The 19,181-nt window shown below is 64.7% G+C and carries 16 protein-coding genes and 1 tRNA gene; 11 read left to right on the forward strand and 6 right to left on the reverse strand.

Annotated elements, in window-relative coordinates; genetic code table 11:
* Positions 1 to 180: 180 nt before the first annotated feature.
* Complete coding sequence (locus tag DDZ17_RS11740) at positions 181 to 1,299, forward strand: amidohydrolase family protein (RefSeq protein ID WP_116367032.1); 1,119 nt, start codon at positions 181 to 183, stop codon at positions 1,297 to 1,299.
* Positions 1,300 to 1,399: 100 nt separating this feature from the next.
* On the opposite strand, the gene DDZ17_RS11745 is transcribed toward DDZ17_RS11740, so the two are convergent.
* The 3 genes from DDZ17_RS11745 to DDZ17_RS11755 form a co-directional block, all read right to left on the reverse strand.
* Positions 1,400 to 4,537, reverse strand: a complete 3,138-nt coding sequence (locus DDZ17_RS11745; RefSeq protein ID WP_116367034.1) for an efflux RND transporter permease subunit — start codon at positions 4,535 to 4,537, stop codon at positions 1,400 to 1,402.
* 3 nt (positions 4,538 to 4,540) lie between these two features.
* Complete coding sequence (locus DDZ17_RS11750; RefSeq protein ID WP_157976600.1) at positions 4,541 to 5,713, reverse strand: efflux RND transporter periplasmic adaptor subunit; 1,173 nt, start codon at positions 5,711 to 5,713, stop codon at positions 4,541 to 4,543.
* Between the two features lie 233 nt (positions 5,714 to 5,946).
* Positions 5,947 to 6,369, reverse strand: coding sequence for a c-type cytochrome (locus tag DDZ17_RS11755; protein WP_116367038.1), 423 nt, complete (start codon positions 6,367 to 6,369; stop codon positions 5,947 to 5,949).
* A 134-nt stretch (positions 6,370 to 6,503) separates the two neighbouring features.
* On the opposite strand from DDZ17_RS11755, the gene DDZ17_RS11760 reads away from it, so the two are divergent.
* The 3 genes from DDZ17_RS11760 (at position 6,504) to DDZ17_RS11770 (ending at position 9,034) form a co-directional block, all read left to right on the forward strand.
* Positions 6,504 to 7,127 (forward strand): glutathione S-transferase family protein, encoded by a 624-nt coding sequence (locus DDZ17_RS11760; protein ID WP_116367040.1) that lies wholly within the window; start codon positions 6,504 to 6,506, stop codon positions 7,125 to 7,127.
* A 110-nt stretch (positions 7,128 to 7,237) separates the two neighbouring features.
* Positions 7,238 to 8,266 carry a DUF3080 family protein gene (locus DDZ17_RS11765; RefSeq protein ID WP_116367042.1) on the forward strand — a complete coding sequence of 343 codons (1,029 nt, stop codon included), beginning with the start codon at positions 7,238 to 7,240 and terminating at the stop codon, positions 8,264 to 8,266.
* Between the two features lie 144 nt (positions 8,267 to 8,410).
* Entirely contained in the window at positions 8,411 to 9,034 is a 624-nt protein-coding gene (locus tag DDZ17_RS11770) for a DUF4136 domain-containing protein (RefSeq protein ID WP_170150204.1), read from the forward strand.
* Between the two features lie 137 nt (positions 9,035 to 9,171).
* Here DDZ17_RS11770 and DDZ17_RS11775 read toward each other — a convergent pair whose 3' ends face one another.
* Positions 9,172 to 9,717 (reverse strand): glycine zipper 2TM domain-containing protein, encoded by a 546-nt coding sequence (locus tag DDZ17_RS11775; RefSeq protein ID WP_116367044.1) that lies wholly within the window; start codon positions 9,715 to 9,717, stop codon positions 9,172 to 9,174.
* 281 nt (positions 9,718 to 9,998) lie between these two features.
* Here DDZ17_RS11775 and DDZ17_RS11780 point away from each other — a divergent pair, with 281 nt between their 5' ends.
* The 7 genes from DDZ17_RS11780 to DDZ17_RS11810 all read left to right on the forward strand — a co-directional run bounded on the left by DDZ17_RS11780 (position 9,999) and on the right by DDZ17_RS11810 (position 15,615).
* Positions 9,999 to 10,547, forward strand: a complete 549-nt coding sequence (locus DDZ17_RS11780; RefSeq protein ID WP_116367046.1) for a DUF2058 domain-containing protein — start codon at positions 9,999 to 10,001, stop codon at positions 10,545 to 10,547.
* Between the two features lie 75 nt (positions 10,548 to 10,622).
* On the forward strand, positions 10,623 to 11,630 hold the full coding sequence (locus DDZ17_RS11785; RefSeq protein WP_116367048.1) for a zinc-dependent alcohol dehydrogenase family protein: 1,008 nt from the start codon (positions 10,623 to 10,625) through the stop codon (positions 11,628 to 11,630).
* Positions 11,631 to 11,891: 261 nt separating this feature from the next.
* A tRNA-Arg gene (locus tag DDZ17_RS11790) sits at positions 11,892 to 11,968 on the forward strand.
* Positions 11,969 to 12,209: 241 nt separating this feature from the next.
* Positions 12,210 to 12,800 (forward strand): YceI family protein, encoded by a 591-nt coding sequence (locus DDZ17_RS11795; RefSeq protein WP_116367051.1) that lies wholly within the window; start codon positions 12,210 to 12,212, stop codon positions 12,798 to 12,800.
* A 19-nt stretch (positions 12,801 to 12,819) separates the two neighbouring features.
* Entirely contained in the window at positions 12,820 to 14,073 is a 1,254-nt protein-coding gene (locus DDZ17_RS11800) for a cytochrome b/b6 domain-containing protein (protein ID WP_116367053.1), read from the forward strand.
* Between the two features lie 113 nt (positions 14,074 to 14,186).
* Positions 14,187 to 14,741: a GNAT family N-acetyltransferase gene (locus DDZ17_RS11805; protein WP_206613531.1), complete on the forward strand. Its 555-nt coding sequence runs from the start codon at positions 14,187 to 14,189 to the stop codon at positions 14,739 to 14,741.
* Between the two features lie 40 nt (positions 14,742 to 14,781).
* On the forward strand, positions 14,782 to 15,615 hold the full coding sequence (locus tag DDZ17_RS11810) for a TauD/TfdA dioxygenase family protein (RefSeq protein WP_116367057.1): 834 nt from the start codon (positions 14,782 to 14,784) through the stop codon (positions 15,613 to 15,615).
* Positions 15,616 to 15,649: 34 nt separating this feature from the next.
* Here DDZ17_RS11810 and DDZ17_RS11815 read toward each other — a convergent pair whose 3' ends face one another.
* Both DDZ17_RS11815 and DDZ17_RS11820 read right to left on the reverse strand, forming a co-directional pair.
* Positions 15,650 to 18,151 carry a sensor domain-containing protein gene (locus tag DDZ17_RS11815; RefSeq protein WP_116367060.1) on the reverse strand — a complete coding sequence of 834 codons (2,502 nt, stop codon included), beginning with the start codon at positions 18,149 to 18,151 and terminating at the stop codon, positions 15,650 to 15,652.
* A gap of 172 nt (positions 18,152 to 18,323) precedes the next feature.
* The gene (locus DDZ17_RS11820; protein ID WP_116367062.1) at positions 18,324 to 19,181 is read right to left on the reverse strand and encodes a TIGR03619 family F420-dependent LLM class oxidoreductase; all 858 of its coding nucleotides are present in this window, start codon (positions 19,179 to 19,181) and stop codon (positions 18,324 to 18,326) included.

Below are 19,181 nucleotides of genomic sequence, written 5' to 3' on the forward strand. Positions count from 1 at the left end.
TTAAACAATAGTGCTTCTCATTGTCTTTTGTTTTACACAATCGTCAAGCACAACCTGCGCCGACACCGCTCTGCCGGCCCTGCCAGCGCCGCTCACATCCCTGCCGTAGTGGCGCTCACCCCTGCCGCAGCGCCATCTGGCCCTGCTACACTCCGCCCATCGCATTCACAGCCTGCTGCCATGTCATTGTTGTCACTTTCACTGCGCGCCCGCCCAGGCATCACCGCCGCACCTGCCACTTCACTTGCCACAACACCTGCCACGACGCTTGCCACCACTACCGGCAAGCTGGCCCTGGCCCTGGCCCTGGCGGTCCCGCTGGCCGGCGCCGCGCAAGAAGACACCTACCGCTACAGCGACGCCCACCTGCACGCGGTGGACTTCTTCCAGCAGGGCAAGCCCTTAAGCGAACTGATTGCCGCCATGGATGCCGCCAGCGTGGGCGACGCCATGATCTCGGGCATGGGATTGATGAAGAAATGGCAGGAAGACGAGCCCAAGCGGCCCGACACCTACGCGGGCGACGACGCCCCGGTGTACTGGTTTAGCGCCACCGATGCCTATCTCGCCGAGGCAATGCAGGCCCTGCCGCAGGCCCAGCGCCAGCGCCTGCATCCCTTTCTGAGCGGCTTTAACCCCACCGACAAAAACGCCACCCTGCACCTGGAGCGCATGGTGGCGATGTACCCGGGGCTGTGGCAGGGCATTGGCGAGGTGATTACCCGCCACGACGACCTCACCGCCCTCACCGAGGGGGAGACGCCCCGCGCCAACAGCGAGGCCATGTACCGGGTGTACGCCTTCGCCCGCCGCCACCAGCTGCCGGTGCTGCTGCACAGCAACATCACCTCCAAGCGCGAGCGCAATGCCCTGTACGCGGAGGAAGTGGCGGCGGCGCTTAACAAGTTCCCCGAGGTGCGCTTTATCTGGGCCCACGCCGGCACCAGCAAAACCCTGCACCGCTTTCAGGACAAGCTGGACTTCCTGCGGCCGGAGGTGGAGCGCCTGCTGGCGGCCCACGAAAACCTGTACATCGACCTGTCCTGGACGGTGCTGCGCCCCTACCTGCTGGATGGCAACGACACGCCGGACCCGGCGTGGGTGGCGCTGGTAACGCGCTACCCCGGGCGTTTCATGCTCGGCTCGGACCTGCTGGGCAACTACAAGAACCTGGGGGAGAAGCTCACCGACTACGAGACCTTCCTAGCCGCACTGCCGGATGACGTAGCCCGCTCGGTGGCGCGGGACAACTTCCTGGCCACCCTGCCGGCACAGGGCGCCACTATCGACAACAGGTAACCCGACAACAGGTAACCCGACACCCGGTAACCCGACGCCAGGTAGCCAGATAGGCCCCGCAAACCTGCCCGGCCTGCCGCGCACCGGCGCCGCGGGCCAGCTAGCCCGCCGGGCGGCCAATGCCCAGCCGCGCCTTCGCCCGTTCCCGGGCGCCCTGCACCATGGCGTAAAAGCCGGGAATGAAGAAGGTGCCCACCAGCAGGGCCGCCAGCATGCCGCCGAGGATGGTAATCCCCAACGACTGCTGCCCGGCGGAGCCGGCACCGGTGGCAAACACCAGCGGCAGAATGCCGAGAATGAAGGAGATGGCCGTCATGCACACCGCGCGAAAGCGCAGCCGGCCCGCCTCCCGCGCCGCCACCTTGATGTCCTCGCCCTGCACTTCGCGCCGGTGGCGGGCAAACTCCACAATCAGAATGGCGTTCTTGGCCGCCATGCCAATCAGCAGCACCAGGCCTATCTGGGCGTAGAGGTTGAGGGCGTGGCCGGTCAGCAGCAGGGCTGCCACGGCCCCGCCAATGGCCATGGGCACCACCAGAATAATGGCCGCCGGAATCGACCAGCTTTCGTACTGGGCAACCAGGAACAGGTAGATAAAGATCAGCGCCATGGCAAAGGCGATGGTGGCGGTCTGGCCCGCCTCCCTCTGCTGGAAGGCCAGCCCGGTCCATTCAATGCGATAGCCGGCGGGCAGGCGCTCGGCCAGCTCGTCAAAGGCCGCCATGGCGGCGCCGCTGCTGTAACCCGGTGCCGGGGCGGCGCGAACGGACGCGGCGCGGAACAGGTTGTAGCGCGGCGCCACATCCGGGCCGAGGATGGGCCGGGTGGTGACCAGGGTGGACAGTGGCACCATGTCACCGCTGGCGGACTTCACGTAGAAGTGATCCAGGTCGGTGAGGTCCGAGCGATAGTCCGATTCCGCCTGCATGATCACCCGGTAGGTCTGGCCGAACTTGTTGAAGTCGTTGATGTAGAGCGAGCCCATCTGCGCCTGCAGGGTGGTGAATATCTCGCTGAGCGGCACCCCCAGGTTCTTCGCCTTCACCCGGTCGATGTCGATGAAGTACTGCGGCACGTTGGCGCGGTAGGTGCTGAACACTGCCTGCAAGGCCGGGTGCTGGTTGGCGTCCACAATCAGGTTGTTGAGCACCCCCGCCAGGGCTGCCGGCGAGCGCGACAGGGTGTCCTGCAGCATCAGCTCCAGGCCGCCCACCGCGCCCATGCCCGACACCGCCGGCGGGGCGATGGCGTTGACCTGGGCTTCGGGTATCTCGGCGAAGGCCCGGGCGTTGACCCGCTGGGCAAGGCCAAACACGCTGTTTTCAGGCTCCGGCCGCGCATCCCAGGGCTTTAGCACCACAAACAGGGTGCCGCCGTTGCTGGCCAGGGCGCCGGTCAGCACCGAAAAGCCGGTGATGGCGGTCACGCTCTCCACCGCCGGGTCTTCACTCAGCAGGGCGGTCACCTTGTCCATCACATCCCGGGTGCGGTTGAGGGACGAGGCATCCGGCAGCATGACGTTCACCAGCAGGGCACCCTTGTCTTCATCGGGCACAAAGCCGGTGGGGGTATTGATGACCCCCAGCGCCAGACCGCCGATCCACAGGGCGAACACCGCGCCCACCACCAGCAGGCGCCGCAGCACCCACGCCACCCCGCCGTCGTAAACATCGGTCACCCGCGCAAAGCCGCGCAGGAAGGCCTGGTACCAGCGCGCCTCCCGGGGCGTGCCGGATTTCAGCAGCAGGGCACACAGGGCGGGGCTGAGGGTGAGGGCATTGATGGAGGAGAACACCACCGCCACGCAGATGGTGACGGCGAACTGGCGGTACATCACCCCGGTAATGCCGGGCAGCAGGGCCACCGGCACAAACACCGCCAGCAGCACCAGGGTGGTGGCGATAACCGCCCCGCCCACTTCCTTCATGGTGATCAGCGCCGCATCCACCGGCGACAGGGTCGGGTCTTCCCGCAGGTGGCGGTCGCAGTTCTCGATCACCAGAATGGCGTCATCCACCACAATGCCAATGGCCAGAATCAGGCCGAACAGGGTCACCGTGTTGATGGACATGCCCATGGCCAGCAGCACTGCGAAGGAGGCCACCAGCGACACCGGAATGGCCACCGTGGGTATCAGGGTGGTGCGCCAGCTGCCGAGGAACAGGTAGGTCACCGCCACCACCAGCAGCACCGCGGCAAACAGCGATTCCACCACCTGCGACACCGCCTGGGATACGTAGCGAGTGGGGTCGTAGCCAATCTGGTAGCTAAGCCCGTCGGGGAAGTCCCGCGCCAGCGCCGCCACCAGTTGGTCCACCGCCTCCCCTGCCGCCAGGGCGTTGGCGTCGGCCATCTGGTACACCGCCACGTTCACCGCCGGGTGGCCGTCGGTTTCACCGAAGAAGTTGTAGCCGGACTGGCCCAGTTCCACCCGCGCCACATCCCGCAGGTAGATGGCGGAGCCGTCCTCGCGGGCGCGCAGCACCACGCTTTCGAACTCTTCCACCTCCTGCAAGCGGCCCTTGGTCTGCAGGGTGTACTCGGTTTGCAGGGGGCCGTCGAAGGGCGGCGCGCCTATCTTGCCCGCCGCCACCTGCACGTTCTGCTCGCGCAGGGCGCTCGCAATGTCGCTCACCGACAGCTCCAGCGCGGTCATTTTGTCCGGGTCCAGCCACAGGCGCATGGAGTAATCCGCCTCGCCCAGGATGTTGGCGTTGGAGATGCCATCCAGCCGCGCCAGCGCTGGCTGCACGTTGATCTTCACGTAGTTGGAGATGAACTTGTAATCCAGCGAGTCATCCGGCGAGCTGAAGCTAACAATCTTGAGAATATCCGGCGAGCGCTCGTCCACATTGAGGCCACTGGCGGTTACCTCGGCGGGCAGGGCCGGCTCCGCCAGCTTGACCCGGTTCTGCACCCGCACCAGGGCCATGTCAGCGTCGGTGCCCACCTTGAAGGTCACGGTGAGGCTGTAGCTGCCGTCGTTGGAGCTTTTGGAAGACATGTAGATCATGTCCTCCACCCCGTTCACCGCATTCTCGATGGGGGTACCCACCGTAGCCTCCACCACCTCGGCCGAGGCCCCCGCATAGTTGGCGCTGACCACAATGTTGGGCGGCGAGATGGCGGGATATTCATTGACCGGCAGGGCGAAGATGGCAATGCCGCCCACCAGGGTCATGACAATGGCGATAACCAGCGCAAATTTGGGCCGGCGAATAAAAAACGCACTGAACATGGCTCAGTGCCCGCCCGGTGTGGCGGGCGCATCGCCCTTGGCCGGCGGCTGGGCCGGCCCGCTGCGCTGCTCGCCCGGCACAGCCTTCACGTTCACCGCCATGCCCGCGCGCACCTGCTGCAGACCGCGCACAATCACCTGCTCGCCGGCCTGCACGCCTTCGCGCACCAGCACCGACTGGTCCAGGCGATCCCCCAGCTCCACGTTGCGACGCTCCACCACGCCGCTTTCATTCACCACCAGCACAAAACTGCCCTGCTGGTCGGCCTGCACCGCCGCCTGGGGCATGAACAGGCCCTGCATCAGGTTGGTGTCCTGCAGGATCACCCGCACGTACTGGCCGGGCACCAGAATGGATTTGGGGTTGGGGATGCTGGCGCGGGCCTCCATGGTGCCAGTGGCCGCGTCGATGCGGTTGGCAAAGTAGTCGATGTGGCCAACCTCCGGGTAGGCCACGCCGTTGGTCAGCTCCAGGGTGACCTCCACACTCTGCAGGGCCGCCGGGTCCAGCTCGCCAATGTGTTCGGACACGGTGGACACATAGGTCGCCTCGCTCACCTGGAACAGGGCCTCAATGGGGTCGATGCTGACCAGGGTCGTGAGGTCGCCACTGGTGGGGCCCACCAGATCCCCCGGGCTCACCCGGCTGCGCCCGATGCGCCCGGTGATGGGGGCCTTGATCACAGTAAAGCTCAGGTTGACTTCGGCACTGGTCACCTGGGCCTTGGCGGATTCAATACGCGCCTCGGCATCCAGCTTCTTGGCGGTGAGATCGTCCATCTCAGCCTGGGAAATGGCGCCCTTGGGCAGCAACTCCTGGCCGCGCTTGAAATTGCGCTCGGCATTGGCCTGGCCGGCCCGGGCCGAGGCCAGGTCTGCCTTGGCGCGGGCCAGGGCGGCCTTGTATTCGGAGTCGTCGATGGTGAACAGCACATCCCCGGCGCTCACCAGTTCGCCCTCGCGGAAGTCGCGGCTCACCAGATAGCCGGTGACCTTGGCCTGGATGGTGACATCGTCGCGGGCCTGTAGGCGGCCCACATAGGCAGAGCGGGGCTGGAAGGGTTCGGATACCACCGTGTCCACCACCACTTCCACGGTGGGCGGCGGTGCGCTTTCTTCGGTGCAGGCGGCCAAGCCCAGCAACAGGGCGGGCAGCAAGAGAATTCGGTAGTTCAAAACACTCTCCGGGCGGGGGTTCAGAATTTCAGTCTACTGCTAGACCAGCCCCTGGCACAGGAGTTGCGTTACAAAATTGACACTTGCCCTGGGCCACTGGCTGTGCCCACGGCGTAAAAGCCGGAAATGACCGCCTTTGCCGGCAGCACGACAACGGGCGCCTAAAAAAGGCGGATACAAAAAAGCCGCGGTGCCCCAGGGCAGCCGCGGCTTTGGCGGGTACCGGCGCTGGCCTACTGGCTGCCTTCCACCATGTAGTCCACCGCGGCAATCACTTCGTCGTCGGAACAGTTCACGCAACCGCCCTTGGCCATCATGCCGGTGCCGGGAATGCCCTCCAGGCCGTGCTTATGCAGGGTATCCATGCCCTTGGCAATGCGCGGTGCCCAGGCGTCGACATCACCCAGCACCGGGGCGCCGCCAGCGCCGGTGGTGTGGCAGGCCATGCAGGCGGCGTCGAACACCTCCTTGCCAGAGCGCGGGCCGCTGCTGGCGGCAACCGCGGGGCCGCCGCAGCTGCTGTCGCCCTGCAGGCAGACCTCGCCCATCGGGGCAATGCGTTCTTCAATAGCGGCGCGCTGGCTCTCGGAGAGCTCAACGGCGGAGGCCGCAGCGGCAACAAGCAGGGCAGCAAATAGGGTAAGCGTGCGGAACATTCTACCGATCCTTTATTCTGTGTGGCGCGCATTATAGCCAGATATAGGACAGGGTAAAACTCGCCGCTGGCCAGTGCCGGCAATTGCGCCTAGGATAGTTGCCCACTTCCCGCCACCAACAACAAGAGGCCGCCATGAAGCTCTACACCTACGACCCCGCCCCCAACCCCAAGCGCCTGCAGCTGTTCATCGACTACAAAGGCATTGAGGTCGAGACAGAACAGGTCGATTTGATGCAGCTGCAACAGATGAGCGAAGCCTTTGGTGCCGTGAACCCGGCGCGCACCGTGCCGGCGCTGGTGACCGACGACGGCCACCTGCTGACCGAGGTGATTGGCGCCTGCGTGTACCTGGAAGCGCTGTACCCCGAAAAGCCCCTGCTGGGCCAGAGCCCCATCGAGCGCGCCGAGGTGATCAGTTGGGACCACCGCATCTTCAACACCTGCCTGATGGCGGTGGCCGAAATCCTGCGCAACGCCAACCCCAACTTTGCCGGCCGCGCCCTGCCCGGGCCGCTGGAAATTGCCCAGATTCCCGCACTGGCCGAGCGCGGCCGCCTGCGTTTGGGGCCGTCCTTCCGCGCTGTGAATGCCGCGCTGGAGGGCAAACCCTTCCTGGTGGGCGACAGTGTGACCCTGGCGGATATCGACCTGCTGGTGTGCACCGAATTCGCCGGCTGGGTGAAAGAAAGCGTGCCCGAGGACTGCGCCAACATCCACGCCTGGCTGCCCCGCGTGAAAGACGCCCTGGGGCAGTAAGCACCGCGCGCAGCGGCGTCCAGGCACAAGGCGCGGCGGCCTACCCAAACGCTGCGTGCTTTGCGCGCTGTAGCCCTTGCCCGCAGGGCCACGGCCTTAAGATAAGCAGCATGCACGCCCTACATCACGCCGCCAGACTCCTTGCGGCAGGCTCACTCGCCCTGCTGCTGGGGGCCTGCGCCCGTCCCGGGCCGGCGGGCCTGTTCGACGATTACCTGCTGCGCCTGGCGCGCACGCTGGACGTAGCACAGCCGTCCACACAGCGCGCCACCCCGCCGCGCCAACCGGATCGCGCCGCGCTGCGCATCGAATTTGCCGGCAGCCAGCTGGATGCCCTGGACTTTCTCGCCCTGTCCGGCTGCGAGGTGCAAATCACCATCGGCAAGCGCAACAGCAGCCTGGGGCGCATGGCCAGCGCCTCCCAGCGCCTGCTGCTGGACCTGGAGTACCTGCGCCTGGCCCCGGCCTGCATTGCGGCCCAGCGCGGCAAGGACAATGCCGAACTGGCGGCCATTCTGCAAAGCGCACACGCCCAGAAACAGCGCCAGCTGCCGGGGCGCATCTTCCTTGCCACCCTGGGCGGGCCCGAGTACCGCAACTTCTGGCGCCGCCCCGGCGAGTTGGCGGACTATCCCGGCAATACCTCCAGCGCTGTCATCACCGCACTGGAGGCCATCAACGCCCTCAGCGTGCGCTGGCTCGGCGGCGACTACCGCGCCGACAACACCGAATTTGAGCTGTTGCTGAGTAAAGTGAACAAGGGCGACGGTGGCGCCCTGCTGGCGGCCCTGGCGATGCAATCCAGCTGGCTTGCCACGGCAGACGCCATGCTCGCCGACAAGGCCGCGCAGGGCCCCCTGTGCCGCGGCCCCATTCGCCCCACCGCCGCCGACATTCTGCCCAATGTGGTGGCCACCTACTTTGCCGGCGATATCCAGCGCTGGTCCGCCGCGCTCAACCAGCGCCAGTACGCCCTGCTGGCGCCCCTGCGCGCACTGGAAGCGCAGCTGGCGGGCGCCCAACCACCGGCTTACCAGCAGTGGCGCCAGGCGCGTGATGCGCGCATCGACACCTGGCACAGCGCCCCGCGCCGGCATGTTCAAGCGGTGCAGCAACTGCTGGCCCCCTGCCAGCAATAAAGCACCAATGCGCGCCCGCGCCCCGGTACAGTGGCCGCGCAAAGCGGCTATACTCATGCCCAGCTAACACGGCGCGCCAGCCCGCGTCGCTTGGCAGTTGCGGCCGCCGACGGCCGACTCACCACACAGCCCAGGAGAAACACGATGTTGCACACCGTTTATCGATCCAGCCGCGCGCTGGCTGTTATCGCCGCCGGCCTGCTGATGGCCGCCTGCGCCAGCAGCCCGCCCAAGCCCGACGTGGATTACAAACCCGGCTACAACTTCGATGCGGTAAAAACCATCGCCTTCTACGCGGGCTCTGGCCAGGTGAGCGGCGACAACAAAATGCAGCTGAGCGACATCCAGGTCGACCGCGTGGACGACGCCCTGACCTTCGCCCTCAAGCAAAAAGGCTTTGAGGTGATTGAAGATGCCAGCCAGGCCGACATGCTGGTGAGCTGGCACCTGGTCACCCAGTTCAAGACCGATGTGCAAACCTACAACGACCCCGGCATGTACGGCCCCTACTACGGCTACAACCGCTACGCCATGTACAACTGCTGGGCCTGCATGCCAGGCGGCACCGAGGTAGTCACCCGCAACTACACCGACGGCACCTTCATCCTGGACATGATCGACCCGGCCCTGAAGAAATCCGTGTGGCGCAGCACCATCCAGTCCCGCATCAAAGACAAAGAGCAACTGCGCGACCAGAACGTGGTGAACGCCGCCGCCGTGAACATCCTGGGCTCCTTCCCGCCCGGCAAAGTGACCGCCGGCCAGTAACACCGGCCGCAAAAAAACGCGCACAAAAAAGCCCGCGGGAGGAGACTCGCCGCGGGCAGGACGGGGCCGGGGAAGATGGCCCCAAACTACAGACCTTGCTCGTTACTGGCCGCCCCGCATCCGGGGCGGCCGTGCTTTTACCCCTTCTCTTTGTTGATCACCAGCTTGCCGTCTTCCACCGGAATGCTGTCGCCCGGATGATAGGCCATGCGCACGGTGTCGGTTTCGCCGTCCAGTTCATAGGTAACGTCGTAGCCACTGATCACCTCGCGGGAATCCACCACCGTTTCACAGCGGGTTTCCGTGGCGACATAGGTATCGCCGGCCTGCATCTGCTCCTGGGTCTTGTTGCCGGCATAGCCGCCAGCCGCGGCGCCGGCCACGGTGGCGATCTTCTTGCCGCTGCCGCCGCCTACCTGGTTACCCAGCACACCGCCAATGACCGCACCGGCCACCGTACCCAGCACCTGATGCTGGTCCTTCACCGGGCGCTGGCGGGTCACCGCCACGTCCTTGCAGACCTCGCGGGGGTTATCCACGGTTTCACGCACCTCGGTCACCTCCAGCACCTCCGCCTCGCTGGCGCCACCGCCCCCTGGGAGCAGGCCAAAACTGGCCGCCACACCACCTGCAGTGGCAATCGTTACGCCCAAAATTGCACCGGTTAACAATGACTTATTCATTCTGTCTACCTCCATCGTCCATTGCACCCAGCTGCCCCTGAACCACCGGAGTGCAGCTGTTTCGCAGAAGCCTTGCGGCTCTGTTATGTCTTAGACGCCTCTGCCCGCCATGATATTCCTCAAACAAATACTATTTACTTATCTTTACAATCTTTTCTTATAACTGGATGGGCTATGCTCCCGGCTATACGCTCGGCCTTACCCCCGGCCGTGCCCCACGCACTGGGCCTGTGCCGGCGGCGGCGCTACAATCCACAGCCCCGAACCGCAAAGACCCCACTATGTCCGGATCACTCAAAGACCAGCTACTGCAGGCGGGCCTGGCCGACGCCAAGCGGGCCAAGCAACTCGACAAAGAAAAGCGCAAAGCCAACCGGGTTGCCCGGCGCAGCGGCCAGGCACAGGAAGACGAAATCAAAACCGCCGCCCGCCAGGCCAAGGCCGAAAAGGCCCAGCGCGACCGCGAGCTGAACCAGCAGCTCAACGAAAAAGCCCAGCGCAAGGCCATCAACGCCCAGATCCGCCAGTTGATCGACACCAACCTGGTGGACCGCGCCGGCGGCGACATCAGCTTCCACTTCACCGACGGCAAGCAGGTGAAAAAGCTCTACGTCACCGCCATCCAGCAAAAACAGCTGGCCGCCGGCCGCCTGGCCATTGCCAAACAGGGCGACCAGTACCAGCTCATCCCGGGCGTTGTGGCCGACAAAATCGCCGAACGGGACGAAAGCCGCGTGATCCGCTGCCACCAAACCGACGCCGCCCAGCTCACCGCAGAAGAGGAAGAGTGGTACAAGGACTACGAGATTCCTGACGATCTGATGTGGTAGTCCCGCGCACTGGCCATGCCCGGCCGCAACTGGTAGAACTGCTGCTTCGTGCCATCACAGCAATAAGGAAGCAGCATGCGCGCAGTACGACTCCAGGCCCCCGGCGGCCTCGACAAGCTCATCCCCGGCGACATCGAACCCCGCGCTCCCGGCCCGGGTGAAATCCAGGTAGCGGTCAAGGCCAGCTCCCTCAACTTCCACGATTACGCCGTTGTGACCGGCATGATCCCCAGCGCCGATGGCCGCATTCCCCTGTCTGACGGGGCCGGCACCGTGACCGCCGTAGGCGATGGCGTGAGCGAATTTGCCGTGGGCGACGGCGTGCTGAGCTACTTCTTCCCCCATTGGCCGGACGGCGGCCCCACCCGGGCACGACTCGGCGGCGTGCCCGGCGACAACGCAGACGGCTTTGCCAGCCAGACCGTCACCATGCCCGCCGGCGCCTTCAGCCGCATGCCCACCAACCTCAACTTTGCCGAGGCCGCCACCCTCGGCTGCGCCGGCCTGACCGCCTGGCGCGCAGTGATGGAAGAAACCCACCTCAAGCCCGGCGACTGGGTGCTGGTGCAGGGCAGCGGCGGCGTCTCCCTCTTCGCCCTGCAACTGGCGCGCATGATCGGCTGCCGCGTCATCGCCACCTCCTCATCCGACGACAAGCTCGCACGGCTGGGCGAACTGGGCGCGCAAGCCCTCATCAACTACAAAACCACTCCCGGCTGGGGCAACAAAGTGCTGGAACTGACCGGCGGCCACGGCGCCGACCTCGTCGTGGAAGTGGGCGGCTCAGGCACCGTGGCACAGAGCGTGCGCGCCGTCGCCTTCGACGGCTGCATCAGCATGATCGGCGTACTCACCGGCATCAGCGGCGAAGTGCCCACCGCCGAACTGTTCCAGAAAAACGCCCGCATCCACGGCATCACCGTGGGCAGCCAACAGCACCAGAGCGCCATGATCCAGGCCGTCGAGGCCAACGGCCTCAAGCCCGTCATCGACAGCCACTACCCCCTCGAAGAACTGGCCGACGCCTTCCGCCACCAGGAAAGCCAGCGCCACTTCGGCAAAATCTGTGTGGACATCGGCTAAACCCAGCTGACAGGCGCGGCGATAGACTCAATGGGCGCGGTTCGGTATGATTCGCGTCCTTCCGCCCCACCCCGGGGTGCAAGCATCCACCCCTAGCTCAGCTGGGTGGGGCCGCTTCGAAACTGCGCAGCAGTTTCAGGCGGAACGACCGAAATCTACGATTTCGGGCTGGCCCCCGAAGGGGGAGCGTTGGCAACGCTCTATCCACTGGCGGCTTGCAATAGTGCTGGGACGTGTGAAAACACGGAAAACTTGTTCAGACCGCCCGTAGCTCAGCTGGATAGAGCGTTGCCCTCCGGAGGCAAAGGTCAGAGGTTCGAATCCTCTCGGGCGGGCCATCTCGTTCGATGGCAGCCAGCAACCGAACGCTCGGCAAGCCCCAAGCCCCACCAAATAACTCCCCCGCGATCAGTTCTCGTTCAGCGACTTCCCCATCGCCAGCAGGTGTGGATCAACAGCGCCGAAAACGCCACCACACCCAATCCACACCTTTGCGACTGTCACAATAGCCAGCTAGGATGAGCCAGCGGAGCCGATACCACGCCCCGGCCAGACCGCGCATTCAATCAGGAGACTACGATGTCCAAGCACGTTTCAACGTACAAAGCCGTTGCCCTGGGTGGCCTGTTGGGCCTGTCTACGTTGCTGGCTCCAACCATGGCCAGTGCCGCGGATTATGCGTTCGACAAGGCGCACACGCAGATTCTGTTCCGCGTCAGCCATCTCGGCTTTTCCACGTCTACCGGCTTTTTCACTGATTTTGATGGCAGCTTCAGCTACAACCCGGATGCGCCGGAGACCTCCAGTGTCACTGTGACGATTCCGGTCGACAGCCTGGAGATGCACGACGCTGAGTGGAACGAGCACCTGCGCGATGAAAAGTGGTTCAACGTCGCCAAGTACCCCGACATGACGTTCAAGAGCACCGCTGTCACCAAGACCGGGGAGAACACGCTGGAAATCACCGGTGATTTGACGTTGCTCGGCCAGACGCACCCGGTCACGCTGAAGACGGTGGTGAATAAGGTGGGCGACCAGATGGGTACGGCCAAGGCGGGCTTTAGTGTCAGCGCCACGATTGATCGCACGGCGTGGGGCATGACGACCTACGCTCCGGTGGTGGGTGCGGATATCGATATCATGATTGAGGTTGAGGGCGTTAAGCAGTAGATGCTGCGCGCCATCACGCATGGCCAGCGCTGAACCACCCCTTGGGCCCAGCCAATGGAGTGCAGCGGGCAAGCTGCTGCACTGGCTGTTTGCGGCGCTGATTCTGGCGGCCATTGTGCTTGCACTGGTCGCCGGGGAAATGCCGCTCTCGCCGACCAAGCTCAGGGTTTATATCTGGCACAAGTCGCTCGGCATTACGGTGCTGGCGCTGCTGCTGGCCCGTGTGGTGTGGCGGCTGCGGGCCACGGCGCCGCCGCAGCCGGCAGGACTTTCGTCTCTCAATGTCCGGCTGGCCGGCGCCGGGCATTTTGCGCTGTATGTGCTGATGCTGCTGATTCCCCTCAGCGGCTGGGTGCTGAATTCCACCGCTGATTTTCCGTTCCGCTGGTTTGGCATGTTCGCGGTGCCTTCACTCACCGGGCCGGATCGTGATTTGCAGCATGCGTTTGAAAGCGTTCACGGCACTCTGGCCTGGCTACTGATTGTGCTACTGATGGGGCATGTGGCAATGGCCATCGGGCACCACCTTCGCAGCCGGGACTTTCTGCAACGCATGGCGCCGACCAGCGGTTACGGCAGGGGCGCACTCGCAATTGCTCTGGCCGGGGCACTGGGCGTTGGCGTGTACGCCTGGCGGCTGCCGGGCCAGCAAAGCCCCGCTGGCGAGGCGCCCTCCTCGGCGATGGCCGGTGGCGATGCCATTCAGGCCGCTGAAGCGAAAGAAGCGCCAGAAGCGGTGAGCGCTGCGCGGTCGTTGTCGTTGCCGTTGTCGAAAGCACCGCAATGGCCGATGGTGGCCACCGAGAGCCACTTGGGCTTTACCGCCACCTACGACAATGTCGCCTTTCAGGGGCACTTCCCCAGCTTTAAGGCAGACATCCGGTTTGACCCGCAGAACCTGCCGGGCAGCCGGTTTGATGCGGCGATACCACTGGCCGGGGTCACTACCGGTAGCGATGAGCGGGACATGTCACTGCCGGGTGCGGACTGGTTCCATGTCGATGAGTACCCCAATGCGCGCTATACCGCCGCCCGATTCAGTGCCGGCGGCGACGGATCATTTGTTGCCCACGGCACGCTGAACCTCAAGGGCGTTGAGCGGGCCGTAGCGCTGCAGTTTACGTGGCGGGAGGACGGCGATAATGCCAGGCTCAGCGGCCAGGCTGTGCTGGACCGGCGCCAGTTCAACGTGGGCAGCGGTATGTGGGCCAACGACAGCACCGTCGGCTTTGAGGTGATTGTTCAGGTCGACCTGCAGCTTCGCGCACCCTGATACGCGGCTCAGGCCGCCGCCAGCCAGTGCGGCCACCCGTCACACCCCGCGCACTGTGCTATAAACCCTGCAACGCTCTGCAACCCTTTGTAAAGGCCAACCTCATGCCCTCCATGCCCCCTATTCAACTGGAAACCCCTCGCCTGCTGCTGCGCCCGCCCAGGCCAGAGGACTTCCCGCGTTTTGCTGAGTTTGCCGCCGACCCGATAACCATGGAGCACCTGGGTGGTGTGCAGAGCGAGGCGGATGCCTGGCGCTCGTTTTGCACTTTGCTTGGCGCCTGGCACATGCTGCCGGCGGCCATGTTCTCGGTGATAGAGAAGTCGTCCAACCAGTGGATTGGCCGCATTGGGCCGTGGACGCCCCTGCACTGGCCGGTGCGTGAGGTGGGCTGGGGCCTGCTGCGCTCGGCGGAGGGCAAGGGCTACGGGTTTGAGGCGGCGGTGGCCAGCATGGACTACGCCTTTGATGTGCTGGGCTGGACGCGGGTGGATCACCTGATTGCCGATGCCAATGTGCGCTCGCAGGCGCTGGCGGAGCGGCTTGGGTCCCGCCCCGGGGAGGAGACGCGCATGCCCGGCTCGCTGGCGGCGCACCCGGTGCGGGCCTGGGGGCAGGATCGCGCCACCTGGCAGGCCGGCGCGGCTTTACGCGGGGCGCGCGATTAAGTAGAACTGCCAGCTGGCCGCCAATAAAAGGACAATAACCATGCCACTGACCATTACTCCCAGCAACGGTGCCTGCGGCGCCACGGTAACGGGCATCGACCTCAGCCAGCCACTGGCGCAAGCGCAGGTCAACGAGCTGCGCCAGCACTGGCTGCAACACCATGTGCTGGCCTTTCCAGATCAGCAGCTCAGCGATGCGCAATTGGAGCGCTTCAGCCTGCAGTTTGGCGACTTTGCAGGCGACCCTTACATTCCGCCGATGGAAGGCACCCAGGTGATTGAGATTCGCCGGCGGGCGGATGAGCGCACGCCCATTTTCGCCGAGGCCTGGCACACCGACTGGAGCTTTGGCGCCACGCCGCCGGCGGCGACCATTCTGTACGGCATTACCATCCCGCCCCACGGCGGCAACACGGACTTCATCAACCAGCACCTGGCGCTTGCACACATGCCAGATGGCCTGCGTAAGCGAGTCGAAGGCAAGCGCGCCCTGCACTCGGCCCAGCGCGCCTACGCACCAGATGGCCTGTATGGCGAAGCCGACAAAGGCCAGGAGCGCGGCTTTCGCATTGTGGCCTCGGATTCAGCCTACGAGGTGCAGGCCCACCCGCTGATTCGCCCCCACCCGGAAACCGGCGAGCCCGCCATCTTCGGCTGTTTTGGCTACATTATCGGTATTGAAGGCATGGCGGATGCCGAGGCTGAGGCGCTGCTGCTGGAGCTGTACCAGTGGCAAACCCGGGAGACCTTCCAGTACCACCACGTATGGCAGGCCAATATGCTGGTGATGTGGGACAACCGCTCGGTGCTGCACAAGGCCAACGGCGGTTACGAGGGCTACGAACGCCTGCTGCACCGCACGGTTGTTGCCTAGGGGCAGTGCCAACCCCGGCTGCTGGCTGGCCCTGTTAGCCAGCACGCCTGGCGCGCAGGAAGGCGGTGGCCGCAGCGGCATCCAGCGGGCGCGCATACAGAAAGCCCTGCGCCTCCCGGCAGCCGCTCTCGCGCAGGAAGGCCGCCTGCTCGGCGGACTCCACTCCCTCGGCCAGTACGTTCAGCCCCAGTTTGTGCGCCATGGAGATAACGGCGGCGGTGATCGCCACGTCGTTCTCGTCCCCGGGAATGTCCTGAATAAAGGTTTTGTCGATTTTAAGCCGATGCACCGGCAGACGCTTGAGGTAGCTGAGGGAGGAATAACCGGTGCCAAAGTCGTCGATGGCAATGGACACCCCGCTGCCAAACAGGCGGTCCAGCTGGCGGATGGCCAGGCGCTCCTGGGCCATGATGAAGCTCTCGGTCACTTCCAGCTCCAGGTGGTGGGCCGCCAAGCCGGTGTCAGCCAGCACCTGCTGGATTTCTTCGAACAGGCGCCCGCGCTGCAACTGGGCGCGGGATACGTTCACCCCCACCCGGCCAAAGGTCAGGCCCGCCGTCCGCCACAGCTGCGCCTGGCGGCAGGCTTGCCGCAGCACCCATTCGCCAATGTCATGGATGAGCCCGGTTTCCTCGGCCAGGGGGATAAAGCTGCCCGGCAGCATCAGGCCCTGCTCGGGGTGGTGCCAGCGCACCAGGGCTTCAATGCCCACCACGGCGCCGGTGTCCAGATCTATCTGGGGCTGGTAGTGCAGTGCCAGTTGGTTCTCGGCCAGGGCGCGCCGCAGGTTGCTCTCCAACAGCACGCGGGCCAGGGCGTTGCGGGTGAGTTCTTCGGTGTAAAATTCGAAAGTGTTGCGCCCGCGCTCCTTGGCCCGGAACAGGGCGGCGTCGGCATTGCGCAGCAGGGTCTGGGTGTCGTCGCCATCGCCGGGATACAGGCAGATGCCCATGCTGGCCAGCACGTGAATGTCGCGCCCCTCGATGCGAAAGGGTTCGGCCAGGGCCTTCAGCAGTTTTTCCACCAATCGCGCGGCCACGTTGGCGTCGGGGATTTGTTCAAGAATCAGCACAAACTCATCGCCACCCAGGCGGGCCACCGTGTCTTCTTCGCGCAGCGCGTTCACCAGCCGCCGCGCGACAGCCTGCAGCAGCTCGTCCCCCGCCGGGTGCCCCATGCTGTCGTTGACGTGCTTGAAGTGGTCCAGGTCAATGAACACTAGGGCAAAGGCGTGCTGGTTGCGCCGGGCATGCTGCATCGACCATTCCAGCCGCTCCACCAGCAGGGCGCGGTTGGCAAGGCCGGTGAGAGGGTCATGGTGGGCCAGGTAGTCCAACCGTTCCTGTGACTGTTTGATCTGGCTGATGTCGGTGGCCGCGCATACGTAGTGGGTCAGCACGGCGTCGTCGTTTTCCACCGCGCTCACGGTCAACAGCACCGGGAAGATTTCGCCATCCTTGCGCCGGTACCAGACCTCGCCACGCCAGGAGCCGCGCTCGCCCAGGGTGTGCTGCAATTCCAGAAAGAAGGCATCGTCATGCCGGCCGGATTGTAAAAGCCGCGTGTCCTTGCCGATCACCTCGGCCTTGCCGTAGCCGGTAATGTCCACAAATGCCTGGTTCACATCGACAATGGTGTAATCGGCATTGGTGATGAAGATGCCATCGGCGATGTTCTCGAACACGCTCGCCGACAGGCGCAGGCGCTGCTCGGCGGATTTACGCTCGCTGATGTCAATCTGCGCGCCCCAGCCACGCACCAGGCAACCGTTTTCGACGATGCCCACGCAGTTATTGGCAAACCACAGCGGCTTGCCGTCGCGGCCAACCTCCAGCGATTCGGCATTCACGATGTGGTAGCCGTTTTCTATCCACGCCTGCAGGAAGGCCCGGTTCTGCGGGCGGTCTTCGCCGGCGTGCAGATCCCTGATCTTCACCCCCACCAGGTCGGCGGCGTGCGTGTAGCCGTACATCTGCGCCATGGCGTCGTTGCAGGCCACAATGCGGCCGTTGTAAACCTGCTGGATCTGTTCGCTCACCGGCGTCTCCACCGGCACTGGCCGCTCCACCTCGAAGGAGTACACGCCCTCGGTGGTGTTCTCGATAAAGCTGCGATAGCGCGCTTCGCTGTCGTGGAGGATTTCTTCAATGCGCTGGCGGTCAGACACATCCACCCCCAGGCCGGCCACGCACTGCTGGCCGTTGATGTCCACCAGCTTTGAAGAGAAGCGCACCAGCACGGTTTCGCCATTCCTGCGCACCAGGCTGCCTTCCAGTTCGTTGCTGCCGCGTTCGAACACCTCGCGGATGCGCCCGGCCATGTAGGCCCTGTCTTCAAACAGGTCGAGGGGGTGCAGGTGTTCTATGTCGCCAGGTGAATAGCCGGTCAGTTCGCAGAGCCGCTGGTTCCACAGTAGCATCCGGCCGTTCACGTCAAACACGTAGAACATGCCGGGAAGGCTTTCAATAATAACGGAGACCAGCGGGTCTTCCCGCAGATTGGAAAACGCGGATGATGATGGTGCCCTGTGCGCCATGGCAGATTACCCGATCCCTGTGCGGCGGGGCCCGAGCTCTTCACCGGAGTTCGTCACCCACGTCCGTCACAGTTGCCCTGTATAAACGTGCGCGCCCATCACAGCACAGTCAGGCAAGCGGTGGCAACCTGCAAGACTCACCGGCCTGGCTAATCGGGAAAGCAGGCCGGCATCAGGCCAGTTGCGGCATCAGGCCCGTTGCAAAGGCATCCATTGCCTTGAGTTTGTCCGCCAGCGGCAGGGTGTGGTCGGTAACACCGAACACGGCGGAGGTCATGCCCTGTGCTTGCAGGCGCTTCATTTTGTCGATCTGCTGGGGCTGGTTGACGGCGATCACGGTCTCGAAGGGCTCAGCCTCGCGGCCGTAGTCGGCCCGGTAGGCCGCCAGCTGCTCAAGGATCGCCGGCACTTCGTCGATGTCGTTGCCCGCGCCAATCCAGCCCTGGCCCAAACGCGCGGCGCGCTTCAGGGCCGCCTTGCTGGCGCCGCCGATGTACACCGGCACCGGGCGCTCCAGCGCCGGCGTAATCTGCAGGGGTGCAAAGGGATAGAGCGGGCCGTCGTGGGCCACGTAACCACCCCGCCACAGTTTGCGCATCACCTCGATGGACTCATCCAGCAGCTTGCCGCGCTGCTGGAAGTCCACTCCATACACGTCGAACTCTTCTTTCATCCAGCCCGCGCCGGCGCCGAGGATGACGCGGTCGTTACTGATATGAGCCAGGTTGGCGAGCGCCTTGGCCACCTCAATGGGGTTGCGCAGCGGCAGCACGTACACGGCGGTGGAGAATTTGAGCCGCCGGGTGGCGCAGGCCATGGCGGCGATGGTGGTCCACACATCCGGGTAGGGCATGTCGCCGTCGATGGGCGGGCGGCCATCGTCGGAATACAGGTAGCCCGGCGCCATGGACTGCGGCACAAAGGCGTGGTCGGCCCCCATGATGCCTTCAAAGCCCAGGGCCTCCGCGTGGCGGGCCAGTTCAACCATGTCCTGCACCCGGGTCCAGGGTGCAATCAACCAGACTTTCAT

The organism is Parahaliea mediterranea, assembly GCF_003402235.1.
In the GTDB taxonomy this organism is placed as follows: Bacteria; Pseudomonadota; Gammaproteobacteria; order Pseudomonadales; family Halieaceae; genus Parahaliea; species Parahaliea mediterranea.